This window comes from Spiribacter pallidus (assembly GCF_040838495.1).
GTDB classification, from domain to species: Bacteria; Pseudomonadota; Gammaproteobacteria; order Nitrococcales; family Nitrococcaceae; genus Spiribacter; species Spiribacter pallidus.
The window spans coordinates 439,154-456,731 of sequence record NZ_JBAKFM010000002.1 but is presented as its reverse complement, the minus strand read 5'-3'; the positions used below and the strand labels follow the sequence as shown (position 1 = coordinate 456,731).

The following is a 17,578-nucleotide window of genomic DNA, read 5'->3' as shown; positions in this document are numbered from 1 at the left end:
CCGTATGGCCCGTGTACTATACCGATCCGGACGCCTCTCGGGAGCCGATCATGGCCGAAGACGAATCGGATACCGCTTTGTTCCGGGCCGCAATGTCGGATGTACGCCCGTTGAGCACCCAACAGACCGCCGAGCTGCGTCGGCGGCGGCCACCCCCCATCCCCGGGCAGCGCCACGCGGATGACCGCGCGGTGCTGCGCGAGCTCGCCGAGGGCGAACGCGACGGCAGCCCGCTGGGCGCCGAGTTGGGCGAAGCCCTCGCCTACGCCCGGCCCGGGCTCAACCGGCGCACGCTCAAGCGTCTGCGCCGCGGTGAGTTCAGCGTCATGGCCGAGCTGGATCTGCATGGTCAGACCGTCGAGCCGGCGCGGCGTCTGCTCAGCGACTTTCTCAACGAATGCCATCGCCGCCATCTTGGCTGTGTTCGCGTCATCCACGGCAAGGGCCGGCGGTCCTCGAACACCGGCCCGGTGCTCAAAGGCCAGGTAGATCGCTGGCTGCGCCAGCGCGAGGACGTCCTGGCCTTCTGCTCGGCCCGACCGGTCGACGGCGGCACCGGCGCGCTATACGTGCTCCTGCGCCGCTGACCCGGGCTCGGGCCAATCCACCGCTTCGCGAAGCACGGTGGTGGCAAACCCACCGGCTGGCAGGCCAAACCCGAGCCACCAGGTCCCCTCGGCAACCGGCCACCAGGTCATTGCCGCCGGGACCAGGCGCAGGGCGCGTCGCCCCGCCTCGACGCCCTTCTCGGCCATGGCGGCGATGACATCGTCCATCGCCGCCAGCCAGCCGGCCTCGCGGGCGGCCAGCGTCGGCGGCATCGACAACCCCGCTCGCGGCCGGCCCGGCAGCGGGCCCGTGCCATGGATGCGCAGCCCGGCGAGTCGATGCTCGAGGCCGGGCTGGTCGCCGTCGCTGGCGGTAAAAAGGCTGCCCCGGCCGTCGAGGACAAATACCTCGTCGATGCCGCGAACCTGCGCCCAGTCGCCATCGGCGACGCGCGCGCTCAGCAGGTGATTGAAACAACCACTGCGCACCGCCGAGAGCAGCATGCCACGGTCGCTGCGATTATGCGGCGGCGCCCCGCCGCGAAGCCACGCAAGCCCCCGGCTCAGGTTCTCGGCGCCGCGGCCGAAGCGTTGCGGGCCAAAATAATTGGGGACACCGGCACGGGCGATACAACCGAAGCGTTGATGCAGCCGCCGCGGGTCGGCGTCGACGTCCCGCAGGCAGAGCCAGAACCGGTTGCCCGTCAAAGCGCCCACCCGCAGCTTGCGCCGATGACGACGGCGGCTTAGCACCGTTAAAGCGGCATCGGCATCGCGCAGGGGCACCGGCCCGGCCGGGGGCAAGGCGCTATTGACCGGCCAGGGCACCGTCAGCCACTGCCGGGTCACGGCATCCCGATCCTTGCGCCCGGCATAGCCCATGCCGCGGCGGTCCACCGACCAGTGATCAGCCAGTGCCGTCATCGCCGCGGCGGTGCTGAGTCGACGCTTGCGAATTTCGACGAGCAGGTGGGGGCCTTCGCCGTCGGCGGCAAAGCCGATCTGCTCGCTGACGAGAAAATCCTCGGGCGCCCGGCCCACGGCCGCCTGGCCGATCGATCCACCCCAGGCGTGGGAGAGTGCCGCCCATGGGGTCATGGTTTTTCGATCAGGACCACCGCCGTGGCCGCGATGCCCTCGCCACGGCCGGTAAACCCCATCCACTCCATGGTGGTTGCCTTGAGGTTGACTGCCGCGTCACCAAGGCCAAGGTCTTGGGCAATACACCCGACCATGGCTGGCAGATGAGGCTGCATCCGGGGCGCCTGGGCAATAATGGTGGCGTCGACATTGACCGTCTGCCAGCCCTGCCGGGCGAGGCCATCGACCACCGCCTGCAACAATCGCCGGCTGTCGGCATCCTTGAACGCCGGGTCATTGTCGGGAAAGTGCCGGCCGATATCTCCCTGTCCGGCGGCCCCCAGCAGGGCATCACTGATGGCATGCAAAAGGACATCGCCATCCGAGTGCGCCTCGAGGCCCTTGTCGTGGGGGATATCCACGCCGCCGATGATCAACCGCCGACCCGCGACCAGCCGATGGGCGTCAATCCCCTGGCCGATGCGCATCATTGGGTATCCCCTACCCGGCCCCGGAGCTGCTCGGCCAACCACTGGCGATCCCCTGCGTAGGTGTATTTGATATTGCCCACCTCGCCCTCGACAAGGCGCGGGCGGGCACCGAGCAACTCCATGGCCGCGGCCTCGTCGGTGACCGAGGCATCCGCCTGATCAAGCGCCTCCTGCAACCGGCCCAACGGGAAGAGCTGCGGTGTCTGGGCCTGCCACAGCCCATCCCGGGCGATGGTACTGGCGATGTGGCCATCGCCGGCGTCCATTTTGAGCGTATCCCGCACCGGCAGCGCCAGCAGCCCACCATCGGCCTCGCTGGCCGCTATGGTGAGCAGACGTTCGATCGCCGTCACGGTCACGGCCGGACGTGCCGCATCATGGACCAGCACGGCGTCGCCGGGATCTGCCCCCCGCTCGCGCAGCGCCGTGAGTCCGGCCCGCACCGATGCCGCACGCTGCGCTCCGCCAGTGCAGGTATGCACCCGGGGGTGAGCGGCCGCGGCCAGCCCTTGCCAGTGGCGATCATCGGGTGCAAGCGCCACCATGACACCCCGCACCGCGGTCACCCCCAGCATGGCCTCGACCGCCCACTGCAGCACCGCACGGCCTGCCAGCGGGTGATACTGCTTGGGCGTCGGGTCGTCCATGCGCACGCCCTGCCCGGCCGCCGGGATGACCGCCCAGACCGCCTCAGCGCCTTGATTCATCGATCACCCGATAGAACCGCTCGTCCTCGCCGATCATGCCCAGATCGCGCCGCGCCCGTTCTTCGATGCCCTCAAGGCCGTCCCGAAGGTCGGCCACATCCGCGGCCAATGCGCGGTTGCGCTCGTCGAGCCGGGCGTTTTCCTGCGCTTGCTGCTCGACCGCCTCGCGCAGGGCGATCACCTCGGGGATGCTCCCATCCCCAAGCCAGAGCCGCGCCTGGAGCAAAAGCAGAACCAGCAAAAGCCCGGCGACGGCGAGTCTCATCAGCCCTCCCGGGCACCCAGGCGGCGCAGGTTGGGAAAGGCATCGGCACCGGCGTAGCGGGCCTGCGCGCCGAGGGCTTCTTCGATACGCAGCAGCTGATTGTACTTCGCCACCCGATCCGATCGGCAAAGCGAGCCGGTTTTGATCTGGGTTGCGCTGCTCGCCACAGCCAGATCGGCAATGATGGTGTCCTCGGTCTCGCCCGAGCGATGAGAGACCACCGCCGAGTAGCCCGCCTGCGCGGCCATGGCAATGGCGTCCATGGTCTCGGTCAAGGTCCCGATCTGATTGAACTTGATCAGAATCGAGTTGGCGATGCCCTTGTCGATGCCCTCACGGAAGATGGCCGTGTTGGTGACAAAAAGATCGTCGCCGACAAGCTGTACGCCGTCGCTGATCTGCCGGGTCAGCTCGGCCCAGCCCTGCCAGTCATCCTCGGCCATGCCGTCCTCGATCGAGACAATCGGATAGCGCCGCACCCAGTCGGCCAGCACACCGGCAAACTCGGCGGCGGAAAACCGCTTGCCCTCCGAGGCCAGATGGTAGACCCCCCGCTCGTAGAACTCCGAGCTCGCCGCATCCAGTGCCAGCCAGACCTGTTCGCCGGGCTTGTAGCCGGCCGCCTCGATGGCCTCGAGGATGACCTCGATGGCCGCCTCATTGGAAGGCAGATCCGGTGCGAAGCCGCCCTCATCGCCGACGGCGGTGCTCAGCCCACGGCCCGAGAGCACCTTTTTGAGGGCGTGGAAGATTTCGGTGCCGCAGCGAAGGGCGTCGCCGAAGCGGTCAAAGCCCACGGGCATGACCATGAACTCCTGGATATCGACGCTGTTGCTGGCATGGGCCCCGCCGTTGAGGATATTCATCATGGGCACGGGCAGGCGCAGATCCCCCTGGTCGAGATGGCGGAACAACGCCTCACTCCGGGCGTTGGCCGCCGCCTGGGCCACCGCCAGCGAGGCACCTAGCAGGGCATTGGCCCCCAGGCGGGATTTATTCGGCGTCCCATCCAGGGCAATCAGCTTTTCGTCCACGGCCCGCTGGGCGTTGGCATCCATCCCGACCAGTGCCTGGTGGATCTCGCCGTTGACGTTGGCGACCGCCTGTCGCACGCCCTTGCCCAGATAGCGTCCGGGCTCGCCATCGCGCAGCTCCACGGCCTCGCGCGCCCCGGTGGAGGCACCCGACGGCACAGCGGCCCGGCCAAAGCTGCCGTCATCCAGGGTGACCTCGGCCTCGAGGGTCGGGTTACCCCGCGAGTCGAGGATCTCTCGGGCGTGGACTTTTGCAATCGTCGGCATTCATGACTCCTTTGGTAGATGCGATTCGGCATAGCCATGGCGCTTGACCACGGCATCGAGGTCGATGAGCGTGTCGAGCAACGCCGGCAGTCGGTCCAGTGGCCAGCTGTTGGGGCCATCCGATCGCGCCTGCTCCGGGTGGGGATGGGTTTCCATGAAAACCCCACTGACCCCGGCGGCCACCGCCGCGCGGGCAAGCACCGGGACATGTTCGCGTTGCCCGCCCGAGGCATGGCCCTGCCCGCCGGGCAGCTGCACCGAATGCGTCGCGTCGAAGACCACCGGCGCCTGGGTGGCCCGCATCACCGCCAGCGAGCGCATATCCGCCACCAGGTTGTTGTAGCCAAACGAGACGCCGCGTTCGCACACCGTAATCCGGTCGTTGCCCGTCTCGCGGGCCTTGGCGACCACGTTGGCCATATCCCAGGGCGCGAGGAACTGGCCTTTTTTAATGTTCACCGCCCGCCCCTGGGCGGCCACTGCCTGGATGAAATCGGTCTGCCGGCAAAGAAATGCCGGTGTCTGCAACCAATCCACCACCGAGGCAACTTCGTCGAGCGGGGTGTACTCATGGACATCGGTGATCACCGCCACGCCAAGGCGCTCCCGGACCGCCGCCAGCGCCTTCAGTCCCGCCTCCATGCCCGGGCCGCGATAACTGCGGGCCGATGAGCGATTGGCCTTGTCGAACGACGCTTTGAAAATCAGCGGGATATTGCGCGCGGTGGTCATCTCGACGAGGGCCTCAGCGATGGCCAGCGTGGCGGTATGATCCTCCACGACACAGGGCCCGGCGATGAGAAAAAGCGGCTGGTCCGGCCCGATGGGACGCCCGGCCACCTCGATCGCCGGGTTCATCGCCTGCCCCGCTCGCCGTGGTGGGTGACCGCCGCCTCAATGAACCCGCTGAAAAGCGGATGCCCGTCCCGCGGCGTCGAGGTGAACTCGGGGTGGAACTGACAGGCCACAAACCAGGGGTGATCGGCGATCTCGACGGTTTCCACCAGATGCCCCTGCTGCGACCAGCCCGAGATCACCAATCCCGCATCGGTGAGGGGCTTTTCGTAGCCGTTGTTGAATTCGTAGCGATGGCGGTGGCGCTCGCGGATGACATCCTTGCCATAAATGCGGTGGGTGAGGCTGCCGCGGACCAGCTCTGCCGGCTGGGCGCCAAGCCGCATGGTCCCGCCCAGATCGGATTGCGTATCGCGGATTTCCTTTAGCCCCTCAGCGTTCATCCACTCGGTAATCAGCCCGATCACCGGATGGCGCGGATGGGTGACGAACTCGGTGCTGTGGGCCCCCTCGAGGCCCGCCACATGGCGGGCAAAATCGATCACCGCGACCTGCAGCCCGAGACAGATCCCTAAAAACGGCACCCGGTTTTCGCGGGCATAGCCCGCCGCGGCAATCTTGCCCTCGATCCCGCGCTCGCCAAACCCGCCCGGCACGAGAATGGCATCGACATCGTTGAGCAGCGACGTCCCCTCGCGCTCAATGGCCTCGGAGTCGACATAACGGATGCTGACCTTCTGCCGATTCTGCACCCCAGCGTGGCGCAGCGCTTCGTTGAGCGACATGTAGGCATCGGCAAGATCGGTGTACTTGCCCACCATGGCAATGGTCACCTCGCCCCGGGGCGATTCCATGGCCTCGACCACATGCGCCCAGTCCGAGAGGTTGGCCGGCGGCAGCTCCATGTCGAACTTCTCGGCGACGATACTATCCAGCGACTGTTCCTTGAGCATCGCCGGGACCTTGTAGATGTTATCCACATCGAGCGCGGTGATCACCGCATCGGGATCGACGTTGGTGAAAAGCGCGATCTTGCGCCGCTCTTCGGGCGGAATGGGCATCGTCGCCCGGCAGACCAGGATATCCGGCTGGATGCCGATCGAGCGCAACTCCTTGACCGAGTGCTGGGTGGGTTTGGTCTTCATCTCGCCGGCCGCGCCAATCCAGGGCAGCAGCGTGAGATGAATGAACAGCGAACGCGCCCGGCCCAGCTCGGTACCCAACTGTCGGATGGCCTCGAGGAAGGGCAACGACTCGATATCACCCACCGTTCCGCCAATCTCGACAAGCGCGATGTCGGCGTTGCCGGCCCCACGCTGGATGCTGGCCTTGATCTCATCGGTGATATGCGGGATCACCTGCACCGTGCCACCCAGATAATCGCCCCGGCGTTCCTTGCGGATGACCCGTTCGTAGATCCGGCCGGTGGTGTAGTTGTTGTCCTGGCTGGCGCGCATGCGCACAAAGCGCTCGTAATGGCCCAGGTCGAGATCGGTCTCGGCCCCGTCATCGGTGACAAACACCTCACCGTGCTGGAACGGGCTCATCGTCCCGGGGTCGACGTTGATGTAGGGGTCGAGCTTGACCATGGTCACGCTCAGGCCGCGTGCCTGGAGGATACTGCCCAGAGAAGCGGCAGCGATGCCTTTGCCCAGTGAGGACACGACACCGCCGGTAATAAAGATAAATCGCGTCATTATTCGGTCGGCCTGGTGGCAAAAAGCAGCGGCGGGAGACCGCCACAGGACGGGAGCAAACGGTAGCAGAACCCCGATGAGGGCACAATCAACCCGCGCCCGGGATCGGTCAGCCGCGACCCGGCCCGAGCCAGTGCCAGTCCGGCCCGCTGGGCAGCCGGGCGGGGGCAAAGAAAAGCCCGTCATCCCCCGGCCCCTCCCCGGTGGCCGAGCCGTCGATCAGCGCCAGGGGTTTGTCGGATCCGTCCACCAACAAGGGCAGTCGATGCCGCCACCACGGCGGCACCCCGGCGCGGCGCAGCCGCTCTTTGACCGGGGTATGGCCCCCACGCCGGATCGGCAATCGATCGCCGGGCCGCGGCGGTCGAACCCAGAGCCCTTCATCGGCCGCGACCCTTCGGCCCACAACAATCCGGCCAATATCTCCCCAGGCCTGCGCCGCGCCGGGACGAAGCCGCAGGGGCGCCGGCACCGCCGGCCACTGCGCCGGCAGCCGAAAAAGATAACCGCGGTGACGCGTGACCCGCCCACCGGGCCACGCCCATTGTGGCTGGGCATCGGCGCTGGCCTCGAGCAGCATCGCCCGGCCGGCGGCAAGCTGTTGACTGCCCGGCACCGCCATCCCGCCGACGGTGAGCCAACGGCGTAATAACACCTTTTGCAGGGGGATCGGCTCGGCGGCCAGCGACTCGACCGGCAGCGGGCCGATGGCCCCGGGCGCCTCATCGCCTGCAGGCCCATTAAAAAGGGCATGCTCAGCGAGCCAGCGGTCCACCAGCGGCCGGGTGGCCTGCGCCTCATCCCGGCGGTGGCTGGCATAACGGGTGATTGCGGATACCGCCTGTGGCCACCGGGCGGTCAGTGTCGGCAGGACGTGGTGGCGCAGATAGTTGCGATCAAAGCGTGCCTGGTCGTTGCTCGGGTCATCCACCCAGCCAAGCCCCTGGTCATGGGCATAGGCTTTGAGATCGCGCCGGGTTTGATCGAGCAACGGCCGGACCAGCCAGCCCTTGCCCAGCGGGCGCACCCGGGCCATGCCGCCCATCCCGTCCGGGCCAGTGCCCCGCACAAGCCGCAGCAGCAGGGTCTCGGCCTGGTCATCGGCGTGGTGGCCCAATAGCAATGCCTCACCCTCGGCCAGGGCTGCCTCGAAGGCCTGATAACGCACCTGGCGGGCCGCCGCTTCCGGCCCCTGGCCCTGCTGGCGGGGGCGAACGCCCACCACCTGCAGATCGATGCCGTAGCGCTGGCAGACCGAGCGGCAATGATCCGTCCATTGATCGGCGTCGGGGCTCAGGCCGTGGTGGATGTGAATGGCCCGGACCGGATGGCCACACTGGCCGGCCAGATCGAGCAGGACACTGGAGTCGACCCCGCCGCTGAATCCCACCGCCAGCGCGTGGGCATCGCCGGGCAATGCATTGAGGATGAGCGCCGGCGACGGTCCTGCCACGTCGTGGCTCACTCGCGGAAGTGGCCGAGATCCATCAGACGCTGGTAGCGCTTCTCGAGCATGGCATCAGCGCCCATGGACTCGACATCCGCCAGCTGCCGGCGCAGGCACTGCCCCAGCCGACCGGCCATATCCGCCGTATCCCGATGGGCGCCGCCCAGCGGCTCGGCCACCACCTCGTCCACCAGGCCCAGCTCGGCCAGTCGCGAGGCGGTGATCCCCATGGCTTCGGCAGCGTCGGCCGCCTTGTCCGCGCTTTTCCAGAGAATCGATGCACAGCCCTCGGGCGAGATCACCGAATAGGTGCTGTACTCGAGCATCAGCAGCCGGTCGCCGACACTGATGGCCAGCGCCCCGCCCGAGCCGCCCTCGCCGATGACGGTGCAGATCACCGGTGTGCGCAACTGCGCCATGGCAAAAAGGTTATGGGCGATCGCCTCGCTCTGGCCCCGTTCTTCGGCGCCCACACCGGGGTAGGCGCCCGGGGTGTCGATGAAGGTGAAAACCGGCAGACCAAAGCGCTCGGCCATGGCAAAAAGCCGGCGTGCCTTGCGATAGCCCTCGGGCTTGGGCATGCCAAAGTTGCGGGCGATCTTCTCGCGGGTGTCGCGGCCTTTCTGCTCGCCGACCACCATCACCGCGCGGCCATCGAGGCGTGCCAGTCCGCCCACCATGGCGGCATCGTCGGCATAGGCCCGGTCACCATGCAACTCTTCGAAGTCGGTGAAGATGGCATCGATATAATCCTGCGCATAGGGCCGTTTTGGATGCCGGGCAAGCTGCGCCACCTGCCAGGGGGTGAGGCTGCGAAAGATCTGCTCGGTGAGCTGCCGCGACTTGGTCTGCAACCGGCTTAGCTCGTCGGTGATGCTGACCTCGGCATCGTCACCGACGTAGCGCAGCTCCTCGATCTTCGCCTCGAGTTCGGCGATGGGTCGTTCGAATTCCAGAAAGTTCAAATCGCTGCTGGCCAAAGCCTGCGCTCCTGCATTGATTGCCCGTAGATATTATCACGCACCCGTGGCGCTCAGCGGCGATAATCCACTTCGACCCCGGCGTCCGGCAGCAGCTGCTCGAGCGCGGCGAGCAGCTCGGGCTCGGGGCGCACCGACCACTCATCGGCAAACCGCAGTCGGCAGGTCCCGCCGCGGCCGGCATAGTCGACACAGACCCGGCAGTCGCCGCGCTGAAAGGGTGCCAGCGCCTGCTCGAGGCGCTGGACGAATCCGTTGCCGGCCTGCTCGGCGCCGACCCGCAGGACCAGACGACGGGCAAACGTCTGTCGGGCCCCTGCCATGTCATAGACCCGCTCGGCCGACAGGCGATAGCCGTCGCTGAACTCGTCGTAGCCCAGATCCCCTTCGACCACCACCAGCCTGTCCTTCTCGAGCATCTGCCGATAACGCTGGAAGACATCGCCAAAAAGCACCACCTCGAGCCGGGCGGTCCGGTCATCGAGGGTGACAAACCCGAGCCGCCGCCCGCTCTGGGTGATGCGACTGCGCACCGCCACCACCAGCCCGGCGAGCACGACCCGGCGCTCGCCGTCACGGCGCCCGGCGCCGCGGTCGACCCCCGCGCCCATGGCGGCATCGTTGAGGCGGCAGCTGACAAATCCCCCGAGCTCGGATTCAAAGGCGGCGATGGGGTGGCCGGTGAGATACAGCCCCAGGGTGTCCTTCTCGGCGGCCAGGCGTTCATGCTCGGGCCATTCCGTGTGCTGCACCCCGGCTTCGTTGGCCGGTGCCTCGGGCGTATCCGCCGGGGTTGCCCCCATGCCAAAGAGGTCATCCTGGCCCAGCTCGGTGTTGCGGCTTTGCTGTTCCGCCGCCTGCAGCGCCCGGGGCAGATCGGCCATGGCGGTGGCCCGATTGGCGGTGATGGCATCGAGACTGCCCGAGCGGACCAGCGCCTCGAGCACCCGGCGGTTGACGCGGCGAAGATCCACCCGACGGCAGAGGTCGTAGAGATCGGCAAAATCATCACCGCGCTGGCGGGCTTCGACAATCGCCTCGACGGCGGCATACCCGACCCCCTTGACGGCACCGAGTCCGTAGACCAGCCCGCGCTCGCCGGCGGCGCGGAACATCCAGTCGGATCGGTTGATATCCGGCGGCGCGACGTCCAGCCCCATGGCCCGACACTCGTCAATGAGCGTGACCACCTTGTCGGTGTTATCCATATCCGATGACAGCACCGCCGCCATGAAGGCCGATGGGTAGTGCGCCTTGAGCCAGGCGGTCTGATACGAAAGCAAGGCATAGGCCGCCGAGTGGGACTTGTTGAATCCGTAACCGGCGAATTTCTCCATCAGATCGAACAGCCCCTCGGCATGCTCGCGGCGAAGCCCCTGCCCAACGGCCCCTTCGAGGAAGATGCTGCGCTGCTTGGCCATCTCTTCGGGCTTTTTCTTGCCCATGGCCCGCCGCAGCAGATCGGCCTCGCCCAGGCTGTAGCCGCCGACCGCCTGGGCGATCTGCATGACCTGCTCCTGATACAGGATCACCCCGTACGTGGGCTGGAGGATGGGTTTGAGTGCATCGTGGTGAAGCTCGGGCGTTGGATAGGCCACCGGTTTGCGGCCGTGTTTGCGATCGATGAAGTCCTCGACCATCCCGGACTGCAGCGGACCGGGCCGAAAGAGCGCCACCAGGGCGATGATGTCCTCGAAACTATCCGGTTGCAGCCGCCGGATGAGATCCTTCATCCCGCGCGATTCCAACTGAAACACCGCCGTGGTCTGGCATTCCTTGAGCCGCTCGAACACCGCGGCATCGTCAAGCGGGATGGTGGCAATATCCAGCGCATCCTCACCGCTCGCCCCGCGCAGCTCGTTCACCGCCTTGACCGTCCAGTCGATGATGGTCAGCGTGCGAAGGCCCAGGAAGTCGAACTTCACAAGCCCCACCGCCTCGACATCATCCTTGTCGAACTGGGTCGCGAGCCCGCCACCCCCGGGTTCGCAGTAAAGCGGGGCAAAATCGGTCAGATCCGAGGGGGCGATCACCACCCCGCCGGCGTGCTTGCCCACATTACGCGACAACCCCTCGAGCCGACCCGCGAGCTCGAGCAACACCGCAACGTCCTCATCCTGAGACTGCAACTCGCGAAGATCCGCCTCCTGGGCGAGTGCCTTGTCCAGCGTCATGCCCAGTTCGAAGGGGATCAGCTTGGCGATGCGATCGACATAGCCATAGCCATGCCCCAGGACCCGGCCGACGTCACGGACCACCGCCCGGGCCGCCATGGTGCCGTGGGTGGCGATCTGCGAGACCTTCTCGCGGCCATAGTGATCGGCGACGTAATCGATGACCCGGTCGCGCTTTTCCATGCAGAAATCGACATCAAAATCCGGCATGGACACGCGCTCGGGATTGAGAAATCGCTCAAAGAGAAGATCGTAACGTAGTGGATCCAGGTCAGTTATATCCAGCGCGTACGCCACCAGGGAACCCGCTCCCGAACCACGCCCGGGTCCCACGGGAATATCCTGATCTTTGGCCCAGCGGATGAAGTCGGCGACGATGAGAAAGTAACCGGGAAAGCCCATCTGGGTGATGACATCCAGCTCGTGATCGAGCCGCGCCCAGTAATCCGCCTCGTCCCCGCCCGGGGTACCCAACCGCTCGATCCGTTGCGCGAGTCCGGCGCGCGCCTGCTCGCGGAGCAACCCGTCGATGGTCGACCCCGCCGGGACCGGAAAATCCGGCAGCGCATTCTGACCCAGGGTCAATGAGAGGTTGCAGCGCCGGGCAATCGCCAGGGTATTGTCGATGGCCTCGGGGATGTCCTCGAACAGGGCCTGCATGGACTCCGCATCTTTGAGGTACTGCGCTTCGCTGTAATCCCGCGGCCGTGACTGCTCGTGCAGGATCCGGCCTTGATGGATGCAGACCCGCGCCTCGTGGGCTTCGAAGTCATCCTTGTCGATAAACCGCACATCGTTGCTGGCCACCACCGGCGAAGCGGTCTCGGCGGCCAGTGCCACCGCCGCGTGGACATGATCCTCGTCGCCGGGTCGCTGGGTGCGCTGCAGCTCGAGGTAGTAGCGATCGCCAAAGCGGGATTGCCAGAACGCCAGCCGCTCGCGCGCCAGCGGACCGTCACCGGCCACCAGGGCCTCGCCGACATCGCCGCGGGCCCCGCCAGAGAGCACAATCAGCCCGGCATGCCACTGATCGATCCACTCGCGCTTGACGATGGGCAGCCCGGCGGCATCCTGGCCCTGCAGATAGCTGGCGGTGATCAACCGGGTGAGATTGGCGTAGCCGGTGTCGTCCATGCACAAGAACGTGAGGTTGTGGTGGCCCTCACGACGATCATCGCCGATGCGCAGATCGGCCCCGATGATGGGCTTGACCCCGGCATCGAGCGCCGCCCGGTAGAACTTCACCATGCCAAAGAGATTGCCCTGATCGGTCACCGCCACCGCTGGCATGCCACGGGCCGCCGCCGCCTGCACCAGCGGCTTGACGCGGACCATGCCGTCGATGAGCGAGAACTCCGAATGCAGGTGTAGATGAACGAAGCCGTTGGACATGGGTCTGCCTGATTCTGGAAGCGTTTATCGTACCCCGCCGATGCAAGTGGCGACCAGCGATGGGCTGGTGGTCGGATCCGCTTTCGGCCATCATGCGCGCATGCCGGATTGTGACATCCACCCAACGGCCGTCATCCACCCGCAAGCCGAGCTCGAGGCGGGTGTCGAAGTCGGCGCCTATGCCGTGATCGGCCCCGATGTGCGCATCGGGGCCGGGACGATCGTCGGGCCCCACGCGGTGCTGGAAGGGCCACTCCGTCTGGGGCCACGCAACCACCTGGCCGCCCACGTCACCCTGGGTCTGCCGCCACAGGATGACGGCTACGCGGGTGAGCCCACCGAACTTGTCATCGGCAGCGACAACCGGTTTCGCGAATTCTTCACCGCCCACCGGGCGAGCACCAAGGAAGACGGCGTCACGCGCATTGGCAGCCACAACCTGTTCATGGCCTACAGTCATATCGGTCACGACGGCCGCATCGGCGATCGGGTGACCATCTCCAACGCCAGCCAGTTGGCCGGCCATGTGCAGGTGGAGAATCGCGCCTATATCTCGGCGGTCTGCGGTGTCCATCAGTTTGTCCGCATCGGTTCGCTGTCAATGGTCGGCGGTGGCGCGGTGGTGACACAGGATGTGGCGCCCTACTGCACCGTTACCGGCAACCGGGCACGGCTGCGCGGCCTGAACCATCGCGGCCTGCAGCGTGCCGGCCTGGATGCCGGCGAACGCCGGCGCATTCGCCAGGCCTATGATCTCGTTTTTCGGCGCGGGCTGACGCTGGAACAGGCCCGACAGGCCATCGCCGACGACCCGGGCCTGGCGACCCCGTGGATCGAGGCCCTGGTGGCGTTCATGACAGGCAGCGATCGGGGGCTGGTCCGATGAGCGGTCTTCGGGTGGCCGTCATCGGGGTGGGCTACCTGGGCCGCTTCCACGCCCAGAAGTATGCCGCGCACCCCGACTGCGAGCTGGTGGCGGTGGTGGATCCGGACCCGGTCCGGCGTGAGACGGTGGCCGCCGAGCTCGACTGTCGCGCCCTGGCCGACACGGATGCGCTTGCCGAGCAGATCGATGCCGCAAGCATCGTCAGCCCCACCCGATTGCACCATGACCTGGCGATGCCGCTGCTGCGCGCCGGCGTGCACCTGCTCATCGAAAAGCCGATCACCACCACCCTGGCCGAGGCGGATGCGCTGATCGCCACGGCAGCGGACCATCACTGCATCGTGCAGGTGGGCCATCTCGAGCGCTTCAACCCGGCCATGGTGGCCGCCGCCGAGCGGCTCACCAGTCCGCTTTTCATCGAGTCGCACCGCATCGCCCCGTTCAACCCCCGGGGGGCGGATGTCAGCGTTGTCCTTGATCTGATGATCCATGACATCGACCTGATCCTCGAGCTGGTGGACGCGCCGCTTGTCCACATGGACGCCAGTGGTGCGCCGGTCATCGCCGAGGACATCGACATTGCCAACGCACGCCTGCGCTTTGAAAACGGTTGCATCGCCAATGTGACCGCCAGCCGGGTGAGCCCCAAGGCGGAGCGCCGCATGCGCATCTTCCAGCCCAATGCCTATTTTTCGCTGGATCTGCAGCATGCCCGGCTGGATATCCAGCGCCGTCAGGCCGATGCCCCGGGGCCACCCACCATGGAGCAGATCAGCCACCAACGCATCGACGCCACCGCCCGGGATGCGCTCGCCGACGAAATCCATGCCTTTGTCGATGCCATACGAACCGGCCAGTCGCCGGTGGTCAGCGCCGAGGATGGACGCCGGGCGCTGGCGGCGGCGATTGACATCGGCAAGCAACTCAACGGAAACCGGCCATGAATGAGCCAGCCCCCCGACCCATCCCCATGGTGGATCTCACCGCCCAGTACCCGCTGCTGCGCGAGGCCATCGACACGGGCCTCAGCCAGGCCCTGGATGAGGCGCGCTTCATCCTCGGGCCCAACGTCCAGGCACTGGAACAGGCCGTCGCCGACTACCTGGGCGTCCCTCATGCCGTTGCCGTTGCCTCGGGCACCGATGCCCTGCACCTGGCCCTGCTCGCCGCCGGGGTCCAGCCCGGCGACGAGGTCATCACCACGCCGTTTAGCTTTATCGCCACCGCCGAGGCCATCTGCTATGTCGGCGCCACGCCCCGGTTTGTCGATATCGACCCGCGCTCGTATAACCTCGCCCCCGCCGCTGTCGAGGCGGCGATCACCGAGCGGACCCGGGCCATCATCCCTGTCCACCTGTTTGGCCAGCCGGCGGACATGCCAGCGCTGAACGCCATCGCGGCGCGCCACGGCCTTGAGATCGTCGAAGACTGTGCACAGTCCTTTGGCGCCGATGTGGATGGCGTGATGACCGGCGCAATGGGCACGACCGGGGCCTTTAGCTTTTTCCCCAGCAAAAACCTGGGCGGTTACGGCGACGGCGGCCTAGTGACCGCCACCAGCGAAGCCGCCGCCTCGCAGCTGCGCGCCCTTCGCAACCACGGCAGCCACCGGCGCTACTACCACGACCGGATTGGCTACAACTCGCGGCTCGACGAGCTCCAGGCCGTGATCCTGCGGGCCAAGCTGCCGCATATCGATCAATTCAACAATGAACGCCGACGCGTGGCGCATCGCTACAGCGAGGGACTCACTGGCGCGGCTGATCTCACCCTACCGGCCGAGGACGGCATCGGCCGCCACGTCTACCATCAGTACACCCTGCTCTGCCGCGACAGCGACCACCGGGCCGCGCTCATGCAGCGGCTCGACGATCATCACATCGCCTCGGCGGTCTACTATCCGGTGCCACTGCATCGACAGGCGGCCTTCAACGGCACCGGCCCGGGCCAGGTTGCCATCCCGGCGGCGGAGTTGCCCGTGGCCGAAGCCACCGCCGAGCGCTGCCTCTCGTTGCCCATCTATCCAGAGCTCGCCAATGCGGACGCCGACCGCATCATCGAGGTGTTGCGCGGCGCCTAACCGCCCGGGGCGTCACCGCGCAGCGCCCGGGCCACCGGCGCAAAGCTGCGTCGATGGGCGGGGCTTGGCCCCAGGCGCTGGAGCTGTTCCCGGTGGTGGGCCGATGGATAGCCCATGTTGCGATCAAGCCCATAATCGGGATAGCGCTCGTGCAACGCCTGCATGAGGCGATCGCGGTGGACCTTGGCAACGATCGAGGCCGCGGCAATCGCTGCCACGGCATTGTCGCCGCCCACCACCGCCGAGGCGGGATAGGGCAGCGGCGGAACATCCCGTCCATCCACCAGGACCAATCGCGGGGCGGGGGTTAGCTGATGCACCGCCCGCTGCATGGCCAGCAGGGTCGCGCCACGGATATTGAGCCGATCGATTTCTTCGACCTCGGCCAGTCCAATCGCCCATGCCCGGGCGCGTTGCCGGATCATCTCATCCAGCACCCCACGACGGCCGGCGGTGAGCTTTTTCGAGTCGCGCAATCCCGGCAGCTCGGCGTCGGCATCCAGAATCACCGCCGCGGCCACCACCGGACCGGCCAGGGGGCCGCGGCCGACCTCATCCACCCCGGCGACCCCCGGGTCGGGCAGGCGGCTATCCACGCCGGCCCTCGAGCAGGGTGGCGACCACTTCGGCGGCCTGTTCGCCGGCGCCGCAACGCAAGCGCTGGTGCAGCGTATTGAACCGCTCGGCCAGCGCGCCGGCGCGTTGCGGGTCGGTCAGCAGGCGCTCCACCGCCGGGGCAATGGCCGCGGGAGTGGCCTGCTCCTGGATGAACTCGGGCATCAACATCTCGCCGGCCATCAGATTGGGCATGGCAAAGTACGGGATGCGCACCGACCGACGGGCCAGCACGGCGGTCAGCCGATTGACCTGATAGGCCATCACCGCCGGACAGCCGACAAGCATCGCCTCGAGCGTTGCCGTCCCCGAGGCGACGACCGCGGCATCCGCAGCGGCCAGCGCCGTCTGGGCGCCGCCTTCGATCGTGGTGCAATGGGCCTCGAGCCCGGCCTGGGCCACGGCCTGCTCGATGAGCGGTGAGAGTGCCGGTGTCGCCGCGGGAATGACCAGATGCAGTCCCGGGTGCGAGGCGAGTAACCGCTGCCCCACGGCCAGGAAAAGCGGCAACAATCGATCGATTTCGCTGCGCCGACTGCCCGGCAGGACCGCCAGGCAGAGGGGCTTTTCAGGGATGGCCAGGGCGGCCCGGGCCCCGGCGACATCCCGCGTCAACGGAATCTGATCAGCCAGCGGGTGGCCGACAAAACTCGCCGCTATCCCCCGCTCGGCGTAGAACTCGGCCTCGAAGGGGTAGATACAAAGGACATGATCGACGGCCTGTCGTATGCCCTTCAATCGCCCCTCCCGCCAGGCCCAGACCGTCGGGCTGACGTACTGAACGGTCGGTCGCCCCGTCTCGCGCAGCCGGCGGGCGAGTTCCAGATTGAAATCCGGGGCATCCACGCCGATAAAGAGATCCGGTGGATCGGCCCGCCAGCGCTGCCGCAGCACCCGTCGAATCCCCAGCAGCCGGGGCAGATGGCGGATGACCTCGACAAGCCCCATGACCGATAACGACTCGAGCGGATACAGGCTCTGCAACCCGGCCGTGGTCATGTGCCGGCCGCCGATCCCCTCGAACCGGGCGTCGGGGTAGCGGGCCTTGAGGGCGCGGATCAACCCGCCGCCCAGATAATCCCCGGAGGGTTCTCCGGCGACCATTGCGATCCGCATCGCC

Annotated in this window: 16 protein-coding genes; 4 read left to right on the top strand and 12 right to left on the bottom strand. The window is 67.0% G+C overall.

What is annotated here, in order from left to right; all coding sequences use genetic code 11:
* Window positions 1–50 precede the first annotated feature (50 nt).
* Window positions 51–587 carry a Smr/MutS family protein gene (locus tag V6X73_RS05615; protein WP_367958570.1) on the top strand — a complete coding sequence of 179 codons (537 nt, stop codon included), beginning with the start codon at window positions 51–53 and terminating at the stop codon, window positions 585–587.
* Here V6X73_RS05615 and truD read toward each other — a convergent pair.
* The 10 genes from truD to dnaE all read right to left on the bottom strand — a co-directional run bounded on the left by truD (window position 564) and on the right by dnaE (window position 12,877).
* Entirely contained in the window at window positions 564–1,646 is a 1,083-nt protein-coding gene (gene truD / locus V6X73_RS05610) for a tRNA pseudouridine(13) synthase TruD (RefSeq protein ID WP_367958571.1), read from the bottom strand. The two genes, V6X73_RS05615 and truD, sit on opposite strands and share 24 nt — an antisense overlap.
* Complete coding sequence (gene ispF, locus V6X73_RS05605) at window positions 1,643–2,116, bottom strand: 2-C-methyl-D-erythritol 2,4-cyclodiphosphate synthase (protein WP_367958997.1); 474 nt, start codon at window positions 2,114–2,116, stop codon at window positions 1,643–1,645. The genes truD and ispF overlap by 4 nt, the downstream gene beginning before the upstream one ends.
* Entirely contained in the window at window positions 2,116–2,826 is a 711-nt protein-coding gene (gene ispD, locus V6X73_RS05600) for a 2-C-methyl-D-erythritol 4-phosphate cytidylyltransferase (RefSeq protein ID WP_367958572.1), read from the bottom strand. Before ispD ends, ispF begins: the two co-directional genes overlap by 1 nt.
* Complete coding sequence (locus V6X73_RS05595) at window positions 2,810–3,091, bottom strand: septum formation initiator family protein (protein ID WP_367958573.1); 282 nt, start codon at window positions 3,089–3,091, stop codon at window positions 2,810–2,812. The genes ispD and V6X73_RS05595 overlap by 17 nt, the downstream gene beginning before the upstream one ends.
* Window positions 3,091–4,392, bottom strand: coding sequence for a phosphopyruvate hydratase (gene eno, locus V6X73_RS05590; RefSeq protein WP_367958574.1), 1,302 nt, complete (start codon window positions 4,390–4,392; stop codon window positions 3,091–3,093). The genes V6X73_RS05595 and eno overlap by 1 nt, the downstream gene beginning before the upstream one ends.
* Entirely contained in the window at window positions 4,393–5,250 is an 858-nt protein-coding gene (kdsA, locus tag V6X73_RS05585) for a 3-deoxy-8-phosphooctulonate synthase (RefSeq protein WP_367958575.1), read from the bottom strand.
* Window positions 5,247–6,884 carry a CTP synthase gene (locus V6X73_RS05580; protein ID WP_367958576.1) on the bottom strand — a complete coding sequence of 546 codons (1,638 nt, stop codon included), beginning with the start codon at window positions 6,882–6,884 and terminating at the stop codon, window positions 5,247–5,249. Before V6X73_RS05580 ends, kdsA begins: the two co-directional genes overlap by 4 nt.
* A gap of 109 nt (window positions 6,885–6,993) precedes the next feature.
* Window positions 6,994–8,337, bottom strand: a complete 1,344-nt coding sequence (tilS, locus tag V6X73_RS05575) for a tRNA lysidine(34) synthetase TilS (protein WP_367991068.1) — start codon at window positions 8,335–8,337, stop codon at window positions 6,994–6,996.
* 8 nt (window positions 8,338–8,345) lie between these two features.
* A complete protein-coding gene (locus V6X73_RS05570; protein WP_367958578.1) occupies window positions 8,346–9,311 on the bottom strand; it encodes an acetyl-CoA carboxylase carboxyltransferase subunit alpha in 966 nt (321 codons plus the stop codon).
* A gap of 53 nt (window positions 9,312–9,364) precedes the next feature.
* A complete protein-coding gene (dnaE, locus tag V6X73_RS05565; protein ID WP_367958579.1) occupies window positions 9,365–12,877 on the bottom strand; it encodes a DNA polymerase III subunit alpha in 3,513 nt (1,170 codons plus the stop codon).
* Window positions 12,878–12,923: 46 nt separating this feature from the next.
* Here dnaE and lpxA point away from each other — a divergent pair, with 46 nt between their 5' ends.
* From lpxA to V6X73_RS05550, 3 genes are read left to right on the top strand one after another with little or no spacing between them, the layout of a single operon-like run.
* The gene (lpxA, locus tag V6X73_RS05560; RefSeq protein ID WP_367991066.1) at window positions 12,924–13,763 is read left to right on the top strand and encodes an acyl-ACP--UDP-N-acetylglucosamine O-acyltransferase; all 840 of its coding nucleotides are present in this window, start codon (window positions 12,924–12,926) and stop codon (window positions 13,761–13,763) included.
* Window positions 13,760–14,707 (top strand): Gfo/Idh/MocA family protein, encoded by a 948-nt coding sequence (locus V6X73_RS05555; RefSeq protein ID WP_367958581.1) that lies wholly within the window; start codon window positions 13,760–13,762, stop codon window positions 14,705–14,707. The genes lpxA and V6X73_RS05555 overlap by 4 nt, the downstream gene beginning before the upstream one ends.
* On the top strand, window positions 14,704–15,843 hold the full coding sequence (locus V6X73_RS05550; RefSeq protein WP_367958582.1) for a DegT/DnrJ/EryC1/StrS family aminotransferase: 1,140 nt from the start codon (window positions 14,704–14,706) through the stop codon (window positions 15,841–15,843). The genes V6X73_RS05555 and V6X73_RS05550 overlap by 4 nt, the downstream gene beginning before the upstream one ends.
* Here V6X73_RS05550 and rnhB read toward each other — a convergent pair.
* Both rnhB and lpxB read right to left on the bottom strand, forming a co-directional pair.
* Window positions 15,840–16,439: a ribonuclease HII gene (rnhB, locus tag V6X73_RS05545; RefSeq protein ID WP_367958583.1), complete on the bottom strand. Its 600-nt coding sequence runs from the start codon at window positions 16,437–16,439 to the stop codon at window positions 15,840–15,842. The two genes, V6X73_RS05550 and rnhB, sit on opposite strands and share 4 nt — an antisense overlap.
* On the bottom strand, window positions 16,432–17,574 hold the full coding sequence (gene lpxB / locus V6X73_RS05540) for a lipid-A-disaccharide synthase (RefSeq protein ID WP_367958584.1): 1,143 nt from the start codon (window positions 17,572–17,574) through the stop codon (window positions 16,432–16,434). The genes rnhB and lpxB overlap by 8 nt, the downstream gene beginning before the upstream one ends.
* Window positions 17,575–17,578 lie beyond the last annotated feature (4 nt).

Excerpts from the sequence above, each read along its gene's own strand:
- ispD (WP_367958572.1), bottom strand. The coding sequence starts at position 2,826 with ATGAATCAAGGCGCTGAGGCGGTCTGGGCGGTCATCCCGGCGGCCGGG.
- kdsA (WP_367958575.1), bottom strand. The coding sequence starts at position 5,250 with ATGAACCCGGCGATCGAGGTGGCCGGGCGTCCCATCGGGCCGGACCAG.
- truD (WP_367958571.1), bottom strand. The coding sequence starts at position 1,646 with ATGACCCCATGGGCGGCACTCTCCCACGCCTGGGGTGGATCGATCGGC.
- V6X73_RS05615 (WP_367958570.1), top strand. The coding sequence starts at position 51 with ATGGCCGAAGACGAATCGGATACCGCTTTGTTCCGGGCCGCAATGTCG.
- ispF (WP_367958997.1), bottom strand. The coding sequence starts at position 2,116 with ATGCGCATCGGCCAGGGGATTGACGCCCATCGGCTGGTCGCGGGTCGG.
- lpxB (WP_367958584.1), bottom strand. The coding sequence starts at position 17,574 with ATGCGGATCGCAATGGTCGCCGGAGAACCCTCCGGGGATTATCTGGGC.
- dnaE (WP_367958579.1), bottom strand. The coding sequence starts at position 12,877 with ATGTCCAACGGCTTCGTTCATCTACACCTGCATTCGGAGTTCTCGCTC.
- V6X73_RS05555 (WP_367958581.1), top strand. The coding sequence starts at position 13,760 with ATGAGCGGTCTTCGGGTGGCCGTCATCGGGGTGGGCTACCTGGGCCGC.
- V6X73_RS05580 (WP_367958576.1), bottom strand. The coding sequence starts at position 6,884 with ATGACGCGATTTATCTTTATTACCGGCGGTGTCGTGTCCTCACTGGGC.
- V6X73_RS05550 (WP_367958582.1), top strand. The coding sequence starts at position 14,704 with ATGAATGAGCCAGCCCCCCGACCCATCCCCATGGTGGATCTCACCGCC.
- V6X73_RS05595 (WP_367958573.1), bottom strand. The coding sequence starts at position 3,091 with ATGAGACTCGCCGTCGCCGGGCTTTTGCTGGTTCTGCTTTTGCTCCAG.
- eno (WP_367958574.1), bottom strand. The coding sequence starts at position 4,392 with ATGCCGACGATTGCAAAAGTCCACGCCCGAGAGATCCTCGACTCGCGG.